We start from the raw sequence: 20,240 nt of genomic DNA, 5'->3' as shown, positions 1-20,240 counted from the left end.
CCCGTGGAGCTGAAATCAGTCGAAGATACCAGCTGGCTGCAACTGTTTATTAAAAACACAGCACTGTGCAAACACGAAAGTGGACGTATACGGTGTGACGCCTGCCCGGTGCCGGAAGGTTAATTGATGGGGTTATCCGTAAGGAGAAGCTCTTGATCGAAGCCCCGGTAAACGGCGGCCGTAACTATAACGGTCCTAAGGTAGCGAAATTCCTTGTCGGGTAAGTTCCGACCTGCACGAATGGCGTAATGATGGCCAGGCTGTCTCCACCCGAGACTCAGTGAAATTGAACTCGCTGTGAAGATGCAGTGTACCCGCGGCAAGACGGAAAGACCCCGTGAACCTTTACTATAGCTTGACACTGAACACTGGTCCTTGATGTGTAGGATAGGTGGGAGGCTTTGAAGTGTGGACGCCAGTCTGCATGGAGCCATCCTTGAAATACCACCCTTTAATGGCTGGTGTTCTAACGTGGGCCCCTAATCGGGGTTGCGGACAGTGTCTGGTGGGTAGTTTGACTGGGGCGGTCTCCTCCCAAAGAGTAACGGAGGAGCACGAAGGTTAGCTAATCCTGGTCGGACATCAGGAGGTTAGTGCAAAGGCATAAGCTAGCTTGACTGCGAGAGTGACGGCTCGAGCAGGTGCGAAAGCAGGTCTTAGTGATCCGGTGGTTCTGAATGGAAGGGCCATCGCTCAACGGATAAAAGGTACTCCGGGGATAACAGGCTGATACCGCCCAAGAGTTCATATCGACGGCGGTGTTTGGCACCTCGATGTCGGCTCATCACATCCTGGGGCTGAAGTAGGTCCCAAGGGTATGGCTGTTCGCCATTTAAAGTGGTACGCGAGCTGGGTTTAGAACGTCGTGAGACAGTTCGGTCCCTATCTGCCGTGGGCGCTGGAGAATTGAGGGGGGCTGCTCCTAGTACGAGAGGACCGGAGTGGACGCATCACTGGTGTTCGGGTTGTCATGCCAATGGCACTGCCCGGTAGCTAAATGCGGAAGAGATAAGTGCTGAAAGCATCTAAGCACGAAACTTGCCCCGAGATGAGTTCTCCCTGAGACTTTAAGTCTCCTGAAGGAACGTTGAAGACGACGACGTTGATAGGTCGGGTGTGTAAGTGTAGCGATACATTGAGCTAACCGATACTAATGAACCGTGAGGCTTAACCTTACAACGCCGAAGATGTTTTGGCGAAGAGACATCGAAATTCAGCTTGATTACAGATTACATCGACATGCAAAAGCGTGTTGATAAACAGAATTTGCCTGGCGGCTGTAGCGCGGTGGTCCCACCTGACCCCATGCCGAACTCAGAAGTGAAACGCCGTAGCGCCGATGGTAGTGTGGGGTCTCCCCATGCGAGAGTAGGGAACTGCCAGGCATCAAATAAAGTGAAGAAGCCCATCCTGACGGATGGGCTTTTTTGCGTCTGTGCGGGATGAAAACCGCCGGATGCGGCGTGCCGCCTTATCCGGCCTACAGAGGCAGGGCTGAACGTATTTTGTAGGCCTGATAAGCGCAGCGCATCAGGCAACGCGGCGGTACATTGCCGGATGCGGCGTACCGCCTTATCCGGCTTACAGGGGCCGGGCTGAATGTATTTTGTAGGCCTGATAAGCGTAGCGCATCAGGCAACGCGGCGGTACATTGCCGGATGCGGCGTAACAGCCTTAATCGGCCAACAAAAGCACACTGTCTCGATCTACTACACGGATCTCTCCCTCGAACACATCTGAATCCTTTCTCTGCTAATTAAAATCGTGATCTTTACCGCACAATAAGATATAACAATTATATAACATTCTATTCACTAAAAAACACACAACCATCATTGATAAATTCACGCGATCGTTGGCAGGGGTACAATTCTAATGGCTGATAGTAGTGTAACTGAGAACGGGGCGCTGGCAGACGGCGATACCCGTCGTCGTATATGGGCGATTGTCGGAGCATCATCAGGGAATCTGGTCGAATGGTTTGATTTCTATATCTATTCATTCTGCTCTCTTTATTTTGCTCATATCTTTTTTCCATCAGGAAATACCACCACACAACTCTTACAAACCGCTGGCGTTTTTGCCGCTGGCTTCTTGATGCGACCAATTGGAGGCTGGCTGTTTGGCCGTATCGCGGATAAGCACGGGCGTAAAAAGTCCATGTTGCTGTCCGTTTGTATGATGTGCATGGGATCGTTGGTGATCGCTTGTCTACCGGGATATGAAACTATCGGTACCTGGGCGCCTGCGCTATTACTGCTGGCAAGGCTATTCCAGGGGTTATCTGTCGGTGGTGAATACGGAACCAGCGCGACGTATATGAGTGAAGTCGCCGTTGAAGGTAAGAAAGGTTTTTATGCTTCATTCCAGTACGTAACGTTAATCGGCGGACAGTTACTGGCATTGCTGGTTGTGGTCATATTACAGCACACGTTAGAAGACTCAGCGCTCAGAGAGTGGGGTTGGCGTATTCCATTTGCGTTGGGCGCCGTGCTGGCTATAGTTGCGCTATGGCTGCGTCGCCAACTGGATGAAACCTCGAAACAGGATGTTCGCGCGCTGAAAGAAGCGGGTTCCCTGAAAGGTCTGTGGCGTAATCGCAAAGCTTTTGTCATGGTGCTTGGTTTTACCGCCGCGGGTTCGTTGTGTTTTTACACGTTCACAACCTATATGCAGAAGTACCTGGTTAACACAGCCGGTATGCATGCCAACGTAGCCAGTGGGATTATGACGGTGGCACTGTGTGTGTTCATGCTGGTACAACCGTTGTTCGGCGCCTTGTCTGATAAAATTGGCCGACGTACTTCAATGCTGTGTTTTGGCGCGTTGGCCGCGATTTTCACCGTTCCCATTCTGACAGCATTGCAAAGCGTAACATCCCCGTATATGGCGTTTGCTCTGGTGATGTGTGCTCTGTTAATCGTCAGTTTCTATACGTCAATTAGCGGTATTCTGAAGGCCGAAATGTTCCCGGCACAGGTGCGCGCTCTGGGGGGCGGCTTATCTTATGCGGTGGCCAATGCGCTGTTTGGCGGTTCAGCCGAATATGTCGCGTTGTCCCTGAAGTCTGTTGGTATGGAAACGACATTCTTCTGGTACGTCACTGCGCTGGCAGTCGTTGCGTTTTTAGTATCGCTAATGCTGCATGGGAAAGGGAAAGGTCTGCGCCTCTAGTAATGTGCTAGTTGCCAGACCGCATAGCCGGTAGATGCGCCTGCAACATCCCAGGCGAAGTCCTTCCAGCTCCAGCCGCTCCCAGCGGGACGGCTGTCCCACAGCTCTTTTGATGCACCCAGGCTGACTGAGAACATCAGGCCGATAGCCGCACTGCGATCGCGGCTGTTGCCCTGATGTTGGGCATATTCATTGCCGGCTGCGGCAAGCATGGCGGAGGCGATAAAGTGTTGAGCTTTGTCTTGCCCGCTCCACTGGTCGTTAGCCATATGGCTGCAGCCCGAAATGGCAAGGATACTGGTAAGAATGAACAGGCGCACCGTTGCCTCCATATGAAAAACCCCGTCACTGGACGGGGTCTTGATTACAGAATACGGCTAATTAATCTGTCGATACGAATACGGCGTAGTCGACGGATGAGCTTACGCACTTTGACTGGATAGTCAGCAATGCTTTGCAGGTCGCGATAGTGCTTAACGACGGTAGTATGCGTACGGATAAGCTCCAGCTCTTTATCGCGCTGAGGGGTGAGCTCTTGCTTAGGATCGTGAATAAGGATGGCGTTTTCCAGATCCAGACGCCAGGCGCGAGGGTTAAGGTTGTTGCCGGTGAGCAGCATCCATTTATCATCAACCCACATACCTTTCAGATGATAGGTGTTGTCATCATCTTTCCATAGGCGTACGACCAGCTGGTCGGTATTCACGTAATACTGCAATCTGCTCAAGAAACGGCGCAGATTGATTTCATACAGATAAGGCAGCGCGCCGATGATTTTAAAAGGCTCATCTTCCGGGATGTAAAAGTCGTTGGCAGTTTTATCACCGACAATGATTTCGACCTTTTTCCCTTCACGCAGCAGTTGAATGATATTGCGCACCAGTATGGCGGGCAGATTGAAATAAGGGGTACAAATCGTGAGTTTGTGCTCTGCGCAGGGCATGAGGTGGAAAATAGTCTTATTTAACAGACTGGATTTTCCGAGTCCAACCAGCGGCGTAACAGAAAGCTGTTCATTATCCGCATCCCCCTGAAAATGGAATGACGCATCCCGCAGTTCCTGACGGTACAAGCGAATGTCGTTTTTAATTTCCGGGCTTTTAGGGCGATTGATATCATCAAGACGATTAACGCCGCGACCATTCATCAGGTTTTGCGCCACCCAATTAAACATGATATCGGCCATTTGCGCGTTGCGAATCAACTGATAACGGTCGTAGCGATATTTATCATGCTGATGCAGATAAACATCGTTCAGGCTGGCACCGCTATACAGGACGCTGTCATCGATGATAAAGCCTTTGAAATGCAGAACGCCAAGGGCTTCGCGCGTGTTAATCGGCACGCCATAGACAGGAATATCGATACCAGGGTTTTCTTGCGCCATGCGGCAATACCAGTCAGCATTGGTATTTGATGCCGCAGCACCAATGCGCCCGCGCTGGGCTCGGTGCCAGTCGACAAGCACCCGGACATCCAGTTCAGGACGCTGCCGTTTTGCCGCATAGAGCGCGTCGAGTATGCCTTTGCCACCGTCATCCTGTTCCAGGTACAGCGCAATAATGCAGATCCGTCGCGTCGCGCTGGCTATTTTTTCCAGCAGAGTCTCCCTGAAATTAGCGGGAGCATAAAAGAAATCTACATCATCAACTGACTGAGAAATCTTGGGTAGTTGGGCAAGGTGTTGTTGATGTTTATTACGCTTAAATTTTGACAACATCACAGTGCATTTCTTCTCTGTTCATTGAAGGGTCCTCTGTGCTATGCAGACGACATAAGCGGGCAATGATACCACCAGTACCCATTAATGTGGTCAACATTTCCAGTACCTTACTCACGATTCCTCAAATTGGGCCAGATTAAGCGTTAGCCCAACAATCCCCTCTTCGAGTTGGACGTCAACAACGAACCCGAGTTTCCGGGCCAGGGCGACCATACCGCGATTGTTTGGCATCGTAATACCATTCAAACGTCTAAGTCCGTGATCTCGGGTATAGGCAATTAATTTTTCCATCAATCGGCGACCCAGTCCAAGTCCTTTGAGATCAGAACGAACCAGGACGGCAAACTCGGCATCTACGTTATCAGGATCCGAGATAGCTCGCGTCACGCCGAGGATCTCTTCATGATTATCTCTACAACGCACAGCGACAAAGGCCATTTCACGATCGTAGTCGATCTGTGTCATATTGGCTAAATCTTCATGGGTAAATTCGTTGATCTCACTAAAATAGCGATAATAAAGATCTTCTTTTGTTACCTGAGAAATGAACTGCTGCAGATGAGGTTCATCCTCTGGCAAAATGGGGCGGAACAGGCAGCGCTCGCCGTTCTTCAACTCCACCCACTCTTCAAGCTGATGAGGGTAGGGGCGTACAGCCAATCTGCTTTCGTTATCGCCTGTGAAAGGGGCAATGTCCAGCGTGACGTCCAGCGCGGTAAATTCACCGGCAGAGGCCAGCAGCGGATGGATATCCAGACGCTGAATTTCCGGACAATCGACGATCAGGTTGGATACCTGCACCAGAAGCTGGCTTAGTCCGGCGATATCCAGTGGGCGTAGCGCGCTACGAGCGCGGATCTTCTTATTTTTGATCCCCTGGATCACCAGATAACGCGCCAGATTCATGTTCAATGGCGGCAATGCAACCACGGCTTGCTCTTCTGGTCGCCACTCAACCCCACCTTCACCCAGCATAATCAGCGGGCCAAATACCGGATCGTGTTCAACGACGACGCGAAGCTCCTGCGCGCCAGCGCGATTCGCCATGCTTTGCACTAATAAACCGTGGATGCGCGCCTGCGGCCAGGCCATTTTCACCCGATCAAAAATCGCGTTCGCGGCCTGCTGTACCTCTGTTGCCGTTCTCAGGTAGAGCATTACCCCCTGAACTTCCGACTTATGCGGGATATCAGGTGAACGCAGCTTGAGCGCCACCGGATAGCCGATCTGCTCTGCGATATGCACAGCTTCCGCGCTGTCGCTGGCGATCCAGGTCGGGAGCGTGTGTAAGCCATAAGCTTGTAAAATCGGCTGCACTTCATGGGTGTCCAGCGATGTGGCTCCTTCGGCAATCGCTTGCTGTAACAGATTATGCGCCTCGGCAGTATTAGTGGTCAGGTAGTCCGGTAGCGCAGGCGTTTCTCGCAGTTGCTTCTGGTTACGCCGATACTCGACCATATGCATAAACGCGGTGATGGTCCCTTCCGGCGTACGGTAGGTGGGCAACCCTGCTTCGCTAAATAGCCTACGGGCTTCCTGAGAAGAAAACTCCCCGCACCAGTTGGTCAGTAAGGAGATAAATTTCCCTCGTGGATGCTGCTTTACTGCTTCGATCAACGCTTGCGCGCTTTCGGTCCCGGGGGCGGCGGCGCTGGGCGAATGAATCACCATCAGCGCGTCGAAGTCCTGACTGGCGAGCAAAATATCCAGCGCTTTTACATAGTGTTCGCTACTGGCATCGTCACGCAGATCCAGCGGGTTGCCGATATCAACATGGGCTGGTAGCGCATCGCGTAATTTCTGGCAGGTATCTTCACTCAGCGTGGCGAGTTTGCCATTTTTCGACCATAGCTCATCCAATGCCAGTGCGGCAGGTGCGGCGCCGTTACTGATGATCATCAGCCTGTCACCACGCAGCGGGCGCATGTGACTCAGGGTTTCGACCGCTGAGAACAGCTCGTGAGTGTCTTGTACTCGCAATAAACCGGCGCGCTGGATTGCTGCGTCCCAGGCTGGGTCCATTCCGGCGCTGGTGTGCAGTAAACGCTGCGCTGCCGGGCTACGGCCACTCTTAATCACCAGAATGGGTTTGTTGCGCGCGGCGCTACGGGCGGCAGAGACAAAGCGCCGGGCATCGCTCAAATGTTCGAGATAGAGCAATATCGCGCTGGTTTTGCTGTCGCGTGCCAGGTAATCCAGTAGTTCATCAACGTCGATATCCAGGCTGTCACCCAGCGCGATGAAGTAAGAAAAGCCCATTTCTCTCTGCTGTGCCCAGTCGAGTATGGTATTGGATACGGCGGCGGATTGAGAGATAAAAGCCAGCTTGCCGCGCTTAATCGGGACGGGGGAAAAGCTGGCGTTAAGCCCCTGCCAGGGGGCGAGAAGTCCCAGGCTGTTGGGACCCAGCAGGCGTATTTTATAGCGTGAGGCGCAGGCCAACAGTTCTGCATGTTGGGCCGCGGGAGCCGAAAGAATAATGCAGGTTTTACAGCCTTTCTCGCCAAGTGCTTCGAGTAATGCCAGGTTACGGCTGGCATTGGTGCACAATACGGCGAGGTCGGGGCTAAAAGGCAAGCTACTGATATTGGGCCAGGCCAGTACGCCCAATACCGCTTTCCAGGCGGGCGTCACCGGTAGAACTGGCCCATTGAAACCGCCGGCAAGCAGATTACGCATCATCAGGTAACCCGCGCGGTTAGGCTTCATCGACGCCCCAATCACCGCAATGGATTTCGGTCGCAGTAGTGCTTCCAGACCACGTTGACTCATATCGGCTTCCTTAATGACTCCAGTGACCGAATGATTTTAAACGCTTTCTGTGGAGTCTGCTGTGACGCTCCCCTGATGTTGGGTTTTTCCTGCCAGGTAACGGGTTTTAAAGCGCGTGAAGTGAGCGCTTAATCCTTCCGCAGCTTGCGTATCACCAGCCAGATCCAGCAAAGCGATAGCCACTTCGGCAGTACAGTATTGCCCTTCGGCGTGAATACCACGCAGGTGATAAGCAGATAGGCGCGATAAATCAACGGAGATCACCGGCAGGTTGTCGAGGTACGGGCTTTTGCGGAACATTTTACGCGCTTCCGGCCAGGTGCCATCGAGCATAATAAACAATGGCGGTTTACCGGTTGGCGGCGCGAAAATCACTTCGCGCTCTTCGCCCGCATAGGAAGCCGGGAACACGACCATCGGCTGGTAATCAGGATTCTTCACCAGCTCAAGCAGCGCCTGCGGCGGTTCGGTGCGTGACCACTGAAAAGCCGCGGTATCTGGCAAAATATCGGCGATTAAACGTCCCGTATTGCTGGGCTTCATTGGCTCGGTATCAAACATGACCAGACAAAAACGGCTTTTTGCCTCAGACGGTACTAATGTTGCACACAAGCAGAGTTTCAGCGGCAGCAGGCAGCGCTGGCAGCGACGAATACGGTTACCTCGGGCGAGGAAAGGACGGGTGGCGCGCGCGAGGCGCTCAGCGCGTAACTGAAGAACAGCGTTATCGGTCATGGGGAAACACGTTGAAAAACGCCATTGTCGCAGAGGTGAAAACGGGGCACAAGATGCGCCCCGTAGAGATTATAGTGATTCGTTAAGCCAGCTATCAAACGGTGCCTTAGGGACGGCGCCATTGAGCATGTCGACGATTTCACCTTTTCTGAAGATCATGATGGTCGGAATACTGCGGATACCGAAGCGGGCGCTGAGTTCACGCTCGGCTTCCGTATTTACTTTAACAAAACGCACTTTACCGCTACGCTCTTCCGCGACATCTTCAAAAATTGGGGCAAAGTTACGGCATGGCCCGCACCAGGGGGCCCAAAAATCAACCACCACTGGGAGATCGTCTTTTAACAGTTTATCCAGTGTTTCACCGGTCGCATTGATCACCTCCCCATCAAACAGGTCGTGACCACAGCGTCCGCATTTCGCCGCTTCCTGGACACGATCGTCGGGAATGCGGTTGATAGCCTGGCAGCTGGTACAAACGGTATTCATAACTAACCTCTGGATGAGTAGTGTGGACTTCATGGCAGTGACGCCAGTATGTTTCTATTATGTTACATATTATCGGGGAGTCTGTTCTAAACAACAATGCGTTTTATTCAATGAGTACAATAGTCCTTAGCTTTTAAATGAAATAATGGCTAACGACGTGCACATCGGGTAATCTGCGCGCTTCGCGCAGAGCAGGTGGAGAAAAACATGAGCGACGAACTGAAGAACAAAAACGGCAAGGTCAAAGTGATGTACGTCCGCAGTGACGATGACTCGGATAAACGCACCCAAAATCCACGTACTGGTAAAGGCGGCGGACGCCCCGGTACTTCCCGAGCCGAAGGCGGTCGTCGCCCTGCCCGTGATGACAGAAAGGGTCCGAACAGCGAACGCGGCCGTGAACGTGGTCGTGACCGCGATACAGAACGCGATCGCAGACGTGAAGATTCACCATGGCGTACCGTGTCCCGCGCACCGAATGATGATGCGGCGGATAAAGCCGATCATGGCGGTATTAGCGGCAAGAGTTTTATCGATCCTGAAGTCTTACGTCGTCAGCGCGCGGAAGAAACCCGCGTTTACGGTGAGAATGCTTGTCAGGCTCTGTTCCAGAGTCGCCCGGACGCTATTGTTCGCGCCTGGTTTGTGCAGAGCGTCACCCCGCGTTTTAAAGAAGCATTACGCTGGATGGCGGCAAACCGCAAAGCCTACCACGTGGTTGACGAAGCAGAGCTGGCGAAAGCTTCCGGTACTGAGCACCATGGCGGTGTTTGCTTCCTGATCAAAAAACGTAACGGTACCACCGTTAAGCAGTGGGTGGGTCAGGCTGGAGCGCAGGATTGCGTACTGGCTCTGGAAGACATCGCTAACCCGCACAACCTGGGCGGAATGATGCGTAGCTGCGCCCACTTTGGTGTGAAAGGCGTGGTGGTACAGGATGCGGCGCTGCTGGAATCAGGTGCGGCTATCCGTACCGCTGAAGGTGGCGCAGAGCACGTTCAGCCGATCACCGGTGACAGCATTGTCGATGTGCTGGACGACTTCCGTAAGGCAGGTTACACGGTAGTGATGACCTCAAGCGTGAAAGGCAAACCGTTGTTTACTACCACGCTGCCGGAAAAAATGGTGCTGGTATTAGGGCGTGAGCGTGAAGCGCTGCCGGAAGCGGCATGCTCAGCTGACGACCTGTGCGTGGCGATTGACGGTACGGGTAACGTTGAAACGCTCAACGTATCTGTGGCAACCGGCGTACTGCTCGCGGAGTGGTGGCGTCAGAACAAAGCCTGATAATAAAAATGCCAGCGAATCGCTGGCATTTTTTTACTCGCTTTCTGCTGGTAACACCGGCGTCCAGTCAATCGGTTTTTCACCTTGTTGTTCCAACCATTCATTGGCCAGTACAAAGTGATTGCAGCCAAAGAAACCGCGATGTGCTGAGAGCGGTGACGGATGCGGCGCTTTCAACACATGGTGACGCTGGGTATCAATAATCGCGCCTTTCTTTTGTGCGTGTGAACCCCAGAGCAGGAAAACGACGCCTTCGCGATGCTGATTAATCAAGCTGATGACTTTATCGGTAAAGGTTTCCCAGCCCAGGCTGGCGTGAGAATGTGCCTGACCGGCGCGGACAGTGAGTACGGTATTAAGTAACAGCACCCCCTGACGTGCCCAGCTTTCCAGATAGCCGTGCGTTGGGCGCGTGAAGCCAGGAATCGTCGCTTCCAGCTCTTTGTACATGTTCAGCAGCGATGGGGGAGTGGAAATACCCGGACGAACAGAGAACGCGAGACCGTGTGCCTGGCCTGGACCGTGGTAAGGATCCTGCCCCAGGATGACGACTTTCACGTCGCCAAGTTCGGTAAAGCGAAAAGCGTTAAACACATCTTTTTGCGGCGGGTAAATTGTCATACCCGACTGACGCTCGCCAGCGACAGTATGTAGCGTGTTAACAAAATAAGGCTGCTGTTTCTCATCTGCCAGCACATCGTGCCAGGTTAATTCGGTGGCCATCTCGCTCTCCTGCGAATTTTCAATCCCTCTAGCTTAACTGCTTCTTACTACGTCGCAAAATTCTCTACGTTTCTCAACGGCCTGGGTCTTAAAGATAGTTGAAAATTTATGTAAAAAGTTTAGCTGCGTACGTGGCGTAAGTTGATGTAAAACAATAAAATCCACCTATCACCACTTTTCATGTGTGGTTTTTGTTGATTTAAATCAAAGATTCAAGGGTGTGTGAGGGGTATATATACACTCAAGCAACAATGGTTTTACCAATTGGCCGGATGACGGCCAACCGAGATCAAATAATTTTGCCGGGGAGGCATCAAATGATTACAGGTATCCAGATTACTAAAGCTGCAAACGACGACCTGCTGAACTCTTTCTGGCTGCTGGACAGCGAAAAAGGCGAAGCACGCTGCATCGTTGCGAAAGCAGGTTTCAATGCAGATGACGTCGTTGCCGTCAGCAAACTGGGTGAAATCGAATACCGTGAAGTGCCGGTAGATGTACAGCCGGAAGTCCGCGTGGAAGGTGGCCAGCACCTGAACGTGAACGTTCTGCGTCGCGAAACGCTGGAAGATGCGGTTAAGCATCCGGAAAAATATCCGCAGCTGACCATCCGTGTGTCTGGTTATGCGGTACGTTTCAACTCTCTGACCCCAGAACAGCAGCGCGACGTTATTGCTCGTACCTTTACTGAGAGCCTGTAAGGCTCGCGGGGAATAACCCCGTTTAGCAGAGAATCAAAAGCGGAAGATGCCAGCGCGTCTTCCGCTTTTTTATATCCGTTAGTAAAAAATTCGTACTGCGCAATACACTAACAGCAGCGCCAGAATGATATTCAACTGTCGGCCGTAACGGCGAAAGAGACGCTGAAAAAGATGGCCAGCCAGCGCCCAACATGCATTACCAAAGGTGCCGATCAGCGCCAGCAGAATACTCACCCCAATCAGCCAGTGAGCTTCCTGCGTATAGGGCAGTACAAACGTGGATAACGCGGTAATGCCGTACAAAATGATTTTGACGTTAACAAACTGCAAGCCAAAACTCGTCCAGAAGCCGATCGGTTCGGACTGCAAATTATCGTTTGCCGCCGGGCTGGTGGCGATTTTCAATGCCAGCCATAAGATATATGCCGCGCCTGCCCAACTGAGCCAGTGGATGATGGCCGGATCCATCGCGGCAAGCGAAAACGAAATCCCGGCACACATCAACATGACGATTAAAAAGCCCAGACTCATCCCGGCAAGCACGCGCGTACTCTGGCGAAAACCGTGTGACGTCGCAGCACTGAGCGCAAGGATATTGTTGGGTCCGGGGGTTAGCGCGGTAATCAATGTATAGGTCCAGAATGCACTTAAAAGCATGGGGGTCACTTGTCATCTCCTCTGTTTTGGTAGACAGTACCCGAGTTAAAACATTTAAAAAAATGAATGTTTTTGCATTCTCAGTTCGATAATTTCGATGGGTTGGTGCGGATGGATTTACGTCGATTTATTACGTTAAAAACGGTGGTGGAAGAGGGCTCGTTCCTGCGGGCGTCGCAAAAACTTTGCTGTACACAATCGACCGTCACGTTTCATATTCAACAGCTTGAGCAAGAGCTTTCGGTGCAGTTGTTCGAAAAAATTGGCCGCAGAATGTGTCTCACCAGTGAGGGCAAACGGTTGATGCCGCATATACACGACCTGACCCGCGTGATGGCATCGATTCGCCAGTCAGCGCAGCAGGATACGCAGCCGAGCGGCGATCTACGCGTTGCGACCGGTGAAACACTGCTGGCGTATAAAATGCCGCAGGTATTACAGCGTTTTAAACAACGCGCGCCTCATGTGCGGTTGTCCTTACAGTCGCTCAACTGCTATGTCATTCGCGATGCGTTGCTGGGTGATGAGGTTGATCTGGGCGTGTTTTATCGTGTTGGTAATGACGATGCGCTGGAGATGATACCGTTGGGCGATCAGTCACTGGTGCTGGTTGCGTCGCCTCTGCTGCAGCATGTTGATTTCACCCGGCATAACCAGCACATTCCCTGTAGCTTTATCATTAATGAGCCGCAATGTATTTTCAGACAACGCTTCGAGGGGTTACTGCGTAAGCGTCAGATTACGCTGGAAAATACGATTGAGTTATGGAGTATTGAGAGCATAAAGCACTGCGTATCGGCAAATCTTGGCGTCAGTTTTTTGCCACGTTTTGCTGTCGAGAAGGAGTTACGTTCAGGGGAGTTGATTGAATTACCGTTCAGTGAACAACCTGAGTTAATTACGGCATTGTGTGGTTATCATGCCGGAAAAGTCGTTAGCCCGGCGATGCGGGTGTTTCTTGAGTGTATTGAAGAGAGTTTTGCATCACGTGAAAAAATGCCGGGCTAAATGGCCCGGCATTCGGTTTACTCTTTGTCGGACTGCAGGGTAGCAGCTCCGCTCGGCTTACGACGTTTGCCGATATTTTTGGCGTCGCGGTGACGTTTCTTCACGCGCGGTTTCTCTTTTTCTTTGGCTTTTTGCTCGGCGCGCTTAGCCAGCACTTTCTTGGACGGCTTGCCGTTAGATTTCTCACTTGGGGCGCGAGTCGTCGGACGCAGTTCGTCAATAACGCGTGCCTTCAAAGGTTCGTCGATATAGCGGCTCGCTTTACCAAGCAGCAGGTGGTCGTGCGCTTCAACCAGAGAAATCGCGGTACCTTTACGGCCAGCGCGACCTGTGCGACCAATGCGGTGCAGATAGGCATCACCACTGCGCGGCATGTCGTAGTTAAACACGTGGCTAACGTCAGGAATATCGATCCCACGAGCGGCAACATCGGTCGCAACCAGCACGTTCACACGACCATCGGTCAGGCGTTTGATCGCTTCGTTACGCTTAATCTGTACCATCTCGCCTTCGAGATAGCAGTTATTAATGCCTGCCTGGCGCAGCCAGCCTGCCAGCTCGTGCACACGCTCACGCTTACGTACAAAAACAATCGAACGGGTTGCTTCCGGCTGTTTTAACAGATGGATCAGCAAAGCCGTTTTGTGCTCGATGTCATCGGCACGGTAGTAAAATTGGTGGATCTTCTTGCGTTCGCGGGTCGATGGATCCGCCGATACTTCGACCGGATCTTCCAGCAGGCGCTCGGCAAAATCTTTAATCGCGTCGCCTTCCAGCGTGGCAGAGAACAACATCGTCTGCTTACGCCAGCGGGTTTCACCGGCGATATGTTCGATGTCCTGGGCAAAGCCCATGTCCAGCATACGGTCTGCCTCATCGAGGATCAGCGTTTCAACCGCGTGGCAGTCGAAGTTCTCTTCTTTGATGTATTGCAGCAGACGACCGGTGGTGGCGACCACGATATCCTGGTTTTCGCTAAAGACTTCCATGTGGTTCATGTAAGCCACGCCGCCGGTAATCGTGGCGACATCCAGATGCGTATTCTTCGCCAGTTCGCGGGCGTGTTCGGCAACCTGCATCGCCAGTTCGCGCGTTGGCGTCAGAATTAAAATGCGCGGTGGGCCAGATTTTTTGCGCGGGAAGTCGAGCAGGTGCTGCAACGCTGGCAGCAAATATGCCGCCGTTTTACCGGTGCCTGTCGGCGCAGAACCGAGTACATCACGGCCATCGAGCGCAGGCGGAATGGCGGCAGCCTGAATGGCGGTCGGGCGAGTGAAACCTTTTTCCTGGAGGGCATCCAGAAGGCTTTCATCGAGTTCAAGTTCGGAAAAAGTCGTTACAGTCATGTTCTACCTCTGTGTGGGGCGCTGATTATAGACGTTACGGCTGCAATCTTCATCTGTTTGTATGGATATAGCTTCTCAGGTATTGTTTTTATCCTATGCTATCGTTTTTTTTCCCAGGAAGGTTGTTCTTCATGCCCCAGTCTACATCCGTACTTAGACGTAATGGATTTACATTTAAGCAGTTTTTTGTGGCACATGATCGTTGTGCAATGAAAGTCGGAACGGACGGTATTTTATTAGGGGCCTGGGCCCCCGTTGCGGGCGTAAAACGGATCCTGGATATTGGTACCGGGAGCGGCCTGTTGGCGCTGATGCTGGCCCAGCGCACTGATGAAAATGTCATCATTGACGCCGTGGAGCTTGATGTTGACGCCGCGCAGCAGGCGCAGGAGAACATCGCGCAATCTCCGTGGATGCATCGCGTCAGCGTTCATACAGCAGATGCGCAGCAATGGATACCGCGCCAGACCGTGCGTTTTGATTTGATTATCAGCAATCCACCCTATTATGAACAGGGAGTGGAATGCGCCACGCCGCAGCGCGAGCAGGCACGTTACACGACCGCACTTGATCATGAAGCATTGCTGGCACTGGCGGCGGGGAGTATTACAGAAGATGGTTTTTTTTGTGTTGTGCTGCCGGAACAAATTGGTAATGCATTTACCCAGCAGGCATTAAGTATGGGCTGGCATTTGCGTTTACGTACGGATGTGGCAGAAACTGAGGCCCGGCTACCACATCGTGTATTGTTGGCATTCTCCCCGCAGGCCGGGGAGTGCTTTAGCGACAGGTTGGTTATCCGTGGGCCAGACCAACGTTACTCTGAAGGTTACACGGCGCTGACCCAGGCGTTTTATCTGTTTATGTGATGACTTAGCGGTGAGAGGATGGACGGGCCTGACTCGGGAAGTTGTTCAGGATAATCCAGCGTGTAGTGCAGGCCCCGACTCTCTTTGCGCATCATTGCGCAGCGTACAATCAGCTCGGCAACCTGCACCAGGTTGCGCAGTTCCAGCAAATTGTTCGACACGCGGAAATGAGCGTAATACTCGTCGATTTCCTGTTGCAGCATGGTGATACGGCGCAGAGCGCGTTCCAGGCGCTTGGTTGTACGCACAATTCCGACGTAGTCCCACATAAATAAGCGCAGCTCATGCCAGTTATGCTGAATCACCACCAACTCATCCGGATTTTCCACACGACTTTCATCCCAGGCGGGAAGTGTGGTGACGCCGCGTGCGTAAGGCATTCGCCTGTCGATATCTTCAGCGGCTGACCAGCCGTAAACCAGGCACTCAAGCAATGAGTTCGACGCCATACGGTTGGCGCCATGCAGGCCGGTGTAGCTCACTTCGCCGATGGCATACAGACCGTCGACGTCCGTGCGGCCAAAGTCATCAACCATCACGCCGCCGCAGGTATAGTGCGCGGCAGGAACGATAGGGACCGGCTCTTTGGTCAAATCGATGCCCAGTCCGAGCAGTTTTTCATAAATCATCGGGAAATGCTGACGAACAAATGCTTCCGGTTTGTGGCTGATGTCGAGGAACATGCAGTCAGCGCCCAGGCGTTTCATCTCGTGGTCAATGGCACGGGCGACAATATCGCGGGGAGCCAGTTCGCCACGCTCGTCAAAATCGGGCATAAAGCGCGAGCCGTCCGGGCGCTTCAGGTGTGCGCCTTCGCCACGCAGCGCCTCGGTCAGCAGGAAATTGCGCGCCTGCGGATGATACAGCGCAGTTGGGTGAAACTGGTTAAATTCAAGATTGGCGACACGACATCCTGCGCGCCAGGCCATCGCAATCCCGTCCCCCGAGGAGATATCAGGATTGGTGGTGTACTGATACACTTTTGACGCGCCGCCGGTAGCTAACACCACTGACTTCGCATGGCAGGTTTCGACAGCTTCTTTATTACGATTCCAGATCCAGGCGCCGACCACCCGACGCGTTCCCGGCAGACCGATCTTATCGGAGACAATCAGGTCTACGGCATTGCTACGTTCAAGAACCCGAATGTTGGGATGATTTTGCGCCCGGCTGACAAGGGTGGTTTCGACTTCTTTACCGGTGGCATCCGCAGCATGCAGGATGCGTCGATGGCTATGACCACCTTCACGGGTCAGGTGATAACTCTCTTCACCGTTGGGCTGAACCTGTGTATCAAACAACACGCCCTGATCGATAAGCCACTGCACACAGGTGCGGGCATTGCTGGCGACAAATTCAACCGCATGACGATCGCACAGTCCGGCCCCGGCAACCAGCGTGTCTTCAACGTGGGAGTCGATACTGTCGGTTTCATCGAAAACCGCGGCAATACCGCCCTGAGCATAAAACGTCGAGCCTTCGCTAACAGGACCTTTGCTCAGTACAATAACCTGATGTTTCTCAGCCAGCCGCAGCGCCAGTGAGAGTCCGGCAGCTCCGCTGCCAATGATCAGCACGTCACAGGATAATTCAAGAGTTGTATTCATGATTTTTGTTTAATTTACTAAACACTGTTTGCTCACAATAGCACCACGACGCGCGTTACTGCACGTTTTATTTTTAGATGTGTTGCAATGGCTAAACATGAAAGAAAAGTAAGACGAGGATGAAATGAGCAAAATTATTTTGTGAAGCAGGCCGTTAGCATCAGATTATGTGATGAAATAAAGTGGCCGTTGGGTTACTCTGCAAGCGGTGAAATGGGCATTTCTTACAGATAGTGCGTTGATCGGGTTATGTAGACTTATAATGAGAGATAAGACCTGTCTACAACATGACAAACAAAAAACAAATGCGTAACGGAACTTTACGAAACTTGAGCACTCTAAGCATTTGCTTGCTCATAGTGAAGCTTATGGAGTGGCGTTTCGACAGCGCGTGGAAATTTGGTTTGGGGAGACTTTACCTCGGATGAGCGAGCAGTTAACGGACCAGGTCCTGGTAGAACGGGTCCAAAAGGGAGATCAGAAAGCCTTTAACCTACTGGTAGTCCGCTATCAGCATAAGGTGGCGAGTCTGGTTTCTCGCTATGTACCGTCGGGCGATGTACCCGATGTAGTACAAGAAGCATTTATCAAGGCCTATCGTGCGCTGGACTCGTTCCGGGGGGATAGTGCTTTTTATACCTGGCTGTATCGTATCGCAGTCAATACAGCGAAGAATTACCTGGTCGCTCAGGGGCGTCGTCCACCTTCCAGTGATATAGATGCGATTGAAGCAGAAAACTACGAAAGTGGCGGTGCACTGAAAGAAATTTCGAACCCTGAGAACTTAATGTTGTCAGAAGAACTGAGACAGATAGTTTTCCGAACTATTGAGTCCCTCCCGGAAGATTTACGCATGGCAATAACCTTGCGGGAGCTGGATGGCCTGAGCTATGAAGAGATAGCCGCTATCATGGATTGTCCGGTAGGTACGGTGCGTTCACGTATCTTCCGAGCGAGGGAAGCTATTGATAATAAAGTTCAACCGCTTATCAGGCGTTGACGATAGCGGGATACTGGAAAAGGTATTAGGCATGCAGAAAGAAAAACTTTCCGCTTTAATGGATGGCGAAACGCTGGATACTGAGTTGCTTAAAGAGCTAACTCATGACCCGGAAATGCAAAAAACCTGGGAGAGTTATCACCTGATTCGCGATTCCATGCGAGGTGATACCGCCGACGTTCTCCATTTCGATATTTCCGCCCGCGTAATGGCTGCCATCCAGGATGAGCCAGTACGTCAGACGGCGCCATTGATTCCTGAGGCCCAGCCAGCACCGCACCAGTGGCAGAAAATGCCATTCTGGAAGAAAATGCGTCCGTGGGCCGCGCAGCTTACCCAAATGGGCGTGGCTGCGTGTGTATCACTTGCAGTTATTGTTGGCGTCCAGCACTATAATGGTCAATCTGAAACGTCCCAGCAGCCCGAAACGCCGGTATTCAATACATTACCGATGATGGGTAAAGCCAGTCCGGTAAGCCTGGGTGTACCTTCTGACGCGACAGCCAGCGGCGGTCAGCAACAGCAGGTACAGGAGCAGCGTCGTCGTATTAATGCCATGTTGCAGGATTACGAACTGCAACGTCGACTGCACTCTGAACAGCTTCAGTTTGAGCAGGCGCAAACACAGCAAGCCGCTGTGCAGGTGCCAGGAATTCAAACTTTAGGAACGCAATCGCAGTAATGAAGCAACTTTGGTTTGCCATGTCACTTGTGGCTGGTAGCCTGTTTTTCTCTGTAAACGCCTCGGCCAATCCTGCGTCCGGGGCGTTGTTGCAGCAGATGAATCTGGCCAGCCAGTCGCTAACCTATGAGCTGTCATTTGTCAGCATCAATAAACAGGGCGTTGAATCCCTACGTTATCGCCATGCCCGCCAGGATAACCGTCCGTTAGCGCAACTGCTGCAATTGGATGGACCGCGCCGGGAAGTGGTGCAACGTGGCAATGAAATTAGCTATTTCGAGCCTGGGCTCGAACCGTTCACGCTGAACGGCGACTATATCGTTGACTCTCTGCCATCCCTGATTTACACCGACTTCAAACGCCTTGCACCCTACTATGATTTTATCTCAGTAGGCCGCACCCGCATTGCCGATCGGCTCTGTGAAGTGATCCGCGTTGTCGCTCGTGACGGCACCCGTTACAGCTATATCGTCTGGATGGACACGGAGACCAAGCTACCGATGCGTGTCGATCTTCTTGATCGTGATGGCGAAACGCTGGAACAGTTCCGCGTCATCGCCTTTACCGTAAACAACGGCGTTAGCGACAGCATGCAGACGCTGGCGAAAGCTAATCTACCGCCGTTGCTGTCGGTTCCTGCGGGTGAAAAAACCAACTTCAACTGGAGCCCGTCGTGGGTGCCGCAAGGCTTTAGCGAAGTCTCCAGCAGTCGACGCCCGCTGCCAACCATGGATAACATGCCGATTGAATCACGCCTTTATTCGGATGGCCTGTTCAGTTTCTCCGTGAACGTAAACCGCGCGACGCAAAACAGCACCGATCAACTGCTGCGAACCGGGCGTAGAACGGTCAGCACCAGCGTGCGTGATAACGCGGAAATTACGATAGTGGGCGAGCTTCCACCACAAACGGCGAAGCGTATCGCAGACAATATCAAGTTCAGGGCCGCACAATGATCAAAGAGTGGGCAACAGTCGTTTCCTGGCAAAATGGTCTGGCGACGGTCAGCTGTGATGTGAAAGCGTCATGTAGCAGCTGTGCTTCCCGGGCCGGGTGTGGGAGCCGCGTGCTGAATAAACTTGGACCGCAGACCACACATACTATTGTGGTACCCAGCGATGAGCCATTGGCCCCTGGTCAAAAAGTTGAGCTGGGCATTGCCGAGAGGAGCTTGTTGGGATCGGCGATGCTGGTTTATATGTCTCCACTGGCGGGTCTCTTTCTTTTCGCGGCACTGTTCCAGGTGCTATTTGGCTCCGATCTGGCGGCATTAAGCGGGGCTGTACTGGGTGGCGTGGGCGGATTCCTGATCGCCCGCGGATATTCCCGTAAGCTTGCTGAACGTGAAGCCTGGCAGCCGGTCATTCTGAACGTTGCCCTCCCGCCCGATCTTATTCGCGTCGAAACCCAGCAGTGATATCTTTGCCGGATGGCGCTGCGCTTATCAGGCCTACCGCGTTTTCAGAT

The 20,240-nt window shown here is 52.5% G+C and carries 18 protein-coding genes, 2 rRNA genes and 1 pseudogene (1 of these 21 cut by a window edge); 12 read left to right on the top strand and 9 right to left on the bottom strand.

What is annotated here, in order from left to right:
* The 3 genes from FHD02_RS13355 to FHD02_RS13345 form a co-directional block, all read left to right on the top strand.
* Positions 1 to 1,175, top strand: a 23S ribosomal RNA gene (locus tag FHD02_RS13355); it begins 1,625 nt to the left of the window's first position.
* A gap of 94 nt (positions 1,176 to 1,269) precedes the next feature.
* Positions 1,270 to 1,385: ribosomal RNA gene (gene rrf / locus FHD02_RS13350) — 5S ribosomal RNA — on the top strand.
* A gap of 490 nt (positions 1,386 to 1,875) precedes the next feature.
* Positions 1,876 to 3,174, top strand: a complete 1,299-nt coding sequence (locus FHD02_RS13345; RefSeq protein WP_220393954.1) for an MFS transporter — start codon at positions 1,876 to 1,878, stop codon at positions 3,172 to 3,174.
* Here FHD02_RS13345 and FHD02_RS13340 read toward each other — a convergent pair.
* From FHD02_RS13340 to trxC, 5 genes are all read right to left on the bottom strand, one after another.
* Positions 3,171 to 3,506, bottom strand: coding sequence for a YfiM family lipoprotein (locus tag FHD02_RS13340; protein WP_153687927.1), 336 nt, complete (start codon positions 3,504 to 3,506; stop codon positions 3,171 to 3,173). The two genes, FHD02_RS13345 and FHD02_RS13340, sit on opposite strands and share 4 nt — an antisense overlap.
* Positions 3,507 to 3,538: 32 nt before the next feature.
* A complete protein-coding gene (gene pssA, locus FHD02_RS13335; protein WP_174330212.1) occupies positions 3,539 to 4,894 on the bottom strand; it encodes a CDP-diacylglycerol--serine O-phosphatidyltransferase in 1,356 nt (451 codons plus the stop codon).
* 114 nt (positions 4,895 to 5,008) lie between these two features.
* A complete protein-coding gene (pat, locus tag FHD02_RS13325) occupies positions 5,009 to 7,669 on the bottom strand; it encodes a protein lysine acetyltransferase (RefSeq protein ID WP_042306626.1) in 2,661 nt (886 codons plus the stop codon).
* Positions 7,670 to 7,705: 36 nt separating this feature from the next.
* Positions 7,706 to 8,404, bottom strand: a complete 699-nt coding sequence (gene tapT, locus FHD02_RS13320; protein WP_137360546.1) for a tRNA-uridine aminocarboxypropyltransferase — start codon at positions 8,402 to 8,404, stop codon at positions 7,706 to 7,708.
* A gap of 69 nt (positions 8,405 to 8,473) precedes the next feature.
* Complete coding sequence (gene trxC, locus FHD02_RS13315) at positions 8,474 to 8,893, bottom strand: thioredoxin TrxC (protein WP_003037559.1); 420 nt, start codon at positions 8,891 to 8,893, stop codon at positions 8,474 to 8,476.
* Between the two features lie 207 nt (positions 8,894 to 9,100).
* Here trxC and FHD02_RS13310 point away from each other — a divergent pair, with 207 nt between their 5' ends.
* Positions 9,101 to 10,180 (top strand): tRNA/rRNA methyltransferase, encoded by a 1,080-nt coding sequence (locus FHD02_RS13310; RefSeq protein WP_137360547.1) that lies wholly within the window; start codon positions 9,101 to 9,103, stop codon positions 10,178 to 10,180.
* A gap of 33 nt (positions 10,181 to 10,213) precedes the next feature.
* Here the strand turns inward: FHD02_RS13310 and ung are convergent, their stop codons facing one another.
* The gene (gene ung / locus FHD02_RS13305; protein WP_137360548.1) at positions 10,214 to 10,903 is read right to left on the bottom strand and encodes a uracil-DNA glycosylase; all 690 of its coding nucleotides are present in this window, start codon (positions 10,901 to 10,903) and stop codon (positions 10,214 to 10,216) included.
* A 317-nt stretch (positions 10,904 to 11,220) separates the two neighbouring features.
* Here ung and grcA point away from each other — a divergent pair, with 317 nt between their 5' ends.
* Positions 11,221 to 11,604 (top strand): autonomous glycyl radical cofactor GrcA, encoded by a 384-nt coding sequence (gene grcA / locus FHD02_RS13300; RefSeq protein ID WP_005121223.1) that lies wholly within the window; start codon positions 11,221 to 11,223, stop codon positions 11,602 to 11,604.
* A 78-nt stretch (positions 11,605 to 11,682) separates the two neighbouring features.
* Here the strand turns inward: grcA and eamB are convergent, their stop codons facing one another.
* Positions 11,683 to 12,270 carry a cysteine/O-acetylserine transporter gene (gene eamB / locus FHD02_RS13295; protein WP_042306633.1) on the bottom strand — a complete coding sequence of 196 codons (588 nt, stop codon included), beginning with the start codon at positions 12,268 to 12,270 and terminating at the stop codon, positions 11,683 to 11,685.
* Positions 12,271 to 12,372: 102 nt separating this feature from the next.
* Between eamB and FHD02_RS13290 the strand changes: the two genes are divergently transcribed.
* Positions 12,373 to 13,269, top strand: a complete 897-nt coding sequence (locus FHD02_RS13290) for a LysR family transcriptional regulator (protein ID WP_220393953.1) — start codon at positions 12,373 to 12,375, stop codon at positions 13,267 to 13,269.
* Positions 13,270 to 13,286: 17 nt separating this feature from the next.
* Here FHD02_RS13290 and srmB read toward each other — a convergent pair whose 3' ends face one another.
* A complete protein-coding gene (gene srmB, locus FHD02_RS13285) occupies positions 13,287 to 14,615 on the bottom strand; it encodes an ATP-dependent RNA helicase SrmB (protein ID WP_137371289.1) in 1,329 nt (442 codons plus the stop codon).
* 131 nt (positions 14,616 to 14,746) lie between these two features.
* Here srmB and trmN point away from each other — a divergent pair, with 131 nt between their 5' ends.
* Entirely contained in the window at positions 14,747 to 15,484 is a 738-nt protein-coding gene (trmN, locus tag FHD02_RS13280) for a tRNA(1)(Val) (adenine(37)-N(6))-methyltransferase TrmN (RefSeq protein ID WP_085048976.1), read from the top strand.
* On the opposite strand, the gene nadB is transcribed toward trmN, so the two are convergent.
* The gene (gene nadB, locus FHD02_RS13275; RefSeq protein ID WP_220393952.1) at positions 15,469 to 17,091 is read right to left on the bottom strand and encodes an L-aspartate oxidase; all 1,623 of its coding nucleotides are present in this window, start codon (positions 17,089 to 17,091) and stop codon (positions 15,469 to 15,471) included. The genes trmN and nadB overlap by 16 nt on opposite strands.
* 262 nt (positions 17,092 to 17,353) lie before the next feature.
* Here nadB and rseD point away from each other — a divergent pair.
* The 5 genes and pseudogenes from rseD (at position 17,354) to rseC (ending at position 20,190) form a co-directional block, all read left to right on the top strand.
* Positions 17,354 to 17,519: pseudogene (gene rseD / locus FHD02_RS13270) on the top strand (rpoE leader peptide RseD).
* On the top strand, positions 17,516 to 18,091 hold the full coding sequence (gene rpoE / locus FHD02_RS13265; RefSeq protein WP_003037573.1) for an RNA polymerase sigma factor RpoE: 576 nt from the start codon (positions 17,516 to 17,518) through the stop codon (positions 18,089 to 18,091). Before rseD ends, rpoE begins: the two are co-directional and overlap by 4 nt.
* 31 nt (positions 18,092 to 18,122) lie before the next feature.
* Positions 18,123 to 18,773 carry an anti-sigma-E factor RseA gene (rseA, locus tag FHD02_RS13260; RefSeq protein ID WP_008785497.1) on the top strand — a complete coding sequence of 217 codons (651 nt, stop codon included), beginning with the start codon at positions 18,123 to 18,125 and terminating at the stop codon, positions 18,771 to 18,773.
* On the top strand, positions 18,773 to 19,729 hold the full coding sequence (gene rseB / locus FHD02_RS13255; RefSeq protein ID WP_038642710.1) for a sigma-E factor regulatory protein RseB: 957 nt from the start codon (positions 18,773 to 18,775) through the stop codon (positions 19,727 to 19,729). The genes rseA and rseB overlap by 1 nt, the downstream gene beginning before the upstream one ends.
* Positions 19,726 to 20,190 (top strand): SoxR-reducing system protein RseC, encoded by a 465-nt coding sequence (gene rseC / locus FHD02_RS13250; protein ID WP_042306646.1) that lies wholly within the window; start codon positions 19,726 to 19,728, stop codon positions 20,188 to 20,190. The genes rseB and rseC overlap by 4 nt, the downstream gene beginning before the upstream one ends.
* The last annotated feature ends 50 nt before the right edge of the window (positions 20,191 to 20,240 follow it).

It is taken from the genome of Citrobacter sp. EC_71, assembly GCF_019584005.1.
GTDB lineage: Bacteria > Pseudomonadota > Gammaproteobacteria > Enterobacterales > Enterobacteriaceae > Citrobacter > Citrobacter werkmanii.
Note: the sequence above shows the minus strand (reverse complement) of the source record. Positions and strands in the feature narration are given on the sequence as shown.

Coding starts and splice junctions, on each gene's coding strand:
- FHD02_RS13345 (WP_220393954.1), top strand. CDS start 1,876: ATGGCTGATAGTAGTGTAACTGAGAACGGGGCGCTGGCAGACGGCGAT.
- FHD02_RS13340 (WP_153687927.1), bottom strand. CDS start 3,506: ATGGAGGCAACGGTGCGCCTGTTCATTCTTACCAGTATCCTTGCCATT.
- pssA (WP_174330212.1), bottom strand. CDS start 4,894: ATGTTGTCAAAATTTAAGCGTAATAAACATCAACAACACCTTGCCCAA.
- pat (WP_042306626.1), bottom strand. CDS start 7,669: ATGAGTCAACGTGGTCTGGAAGCACTACTGCGACCGAAATCCATTGCG.
- tapT (WP_137360546.1), bottom strand. CDS start 8,404: ATGACCGATAACGCTGTTCTTCAGTTACGCGCTGAGCGCCTCGCGCGC.
- trxC (WP_003037559.1), bottom strand. CDS start 8,893: ATGAATACCGTTTGTACCAGCTGCCAGGCTATCAACCGCATTCCCGAC.
- FHD02_RS13310 (WP_137360547.1), top strand. CDS start 9,101: ATGAGCGACGAACTGAAGAACAAAAACGGCAAGGTCAAAGTGATGTAC.
- ung (WP_137360548.1), bottom strand. CDS start 10,903: ATGGCCACCGAATTAACCTGGCACGATGTGCTGGCAGATGAGAAACAG.
- grcA (WP_005121223.1), top strand. CDS start 11,221: ATGATTACAGGTATCCAGATTACTAAAGCTGCAAACGACGACCTGCTG.
- FHD02_RS13290 (WP_220393953.1), top strand. CDS start 12,373: ATGGATTTACGTCGATTTATTACGTTAAAAACGGTGGTGGAAGAGGGC.
- srmB (WP_137371289.1), bottom strand. CDS start 14,615: ATGACTGTAACGACTTTTTCCGAACTTGAACTCGATGAAAGCCTTCTG.
- trmN (WP_085048976.1), top strand. CDS start 14,747: ATGCCCCAGTCTACATCCGTACTTAGACGTAATGGATTTACATTTAAG.
- nadB (WP_220393952.1), bottom strand. CDS start 17,091: ATGAATACAACTCTTGAATTATCCTGTGACGTGCTGATCATTGGCAGC.
- rpoE (WP_003037573.1), top strand. CDS start 17,516: ATGAGCGAGCAGTTAACGGACCAGGTCCTGGTAGAACGGGTCCAAAAG.
- rseA (WP_008785497.1), top strand. CDS start 18,123: ATGCAGAAAGAAAAACTTTCCGCTTTAATGGATGGCGAAACGCTGGAT.
- rseB (WP_038642710.1), top strand. CDS start 18,773: ATGAAGCAACTTTGGTTTGCCATGTCACTTGTGGCTGGTAGCCTGTTT.
- rseC (WP_042306646.1), top strand. CDS start 19,726: ATGATCAAAGAGTGGGCAACAGTCGTTTCCTGGCAAAATGGTCTGGCG.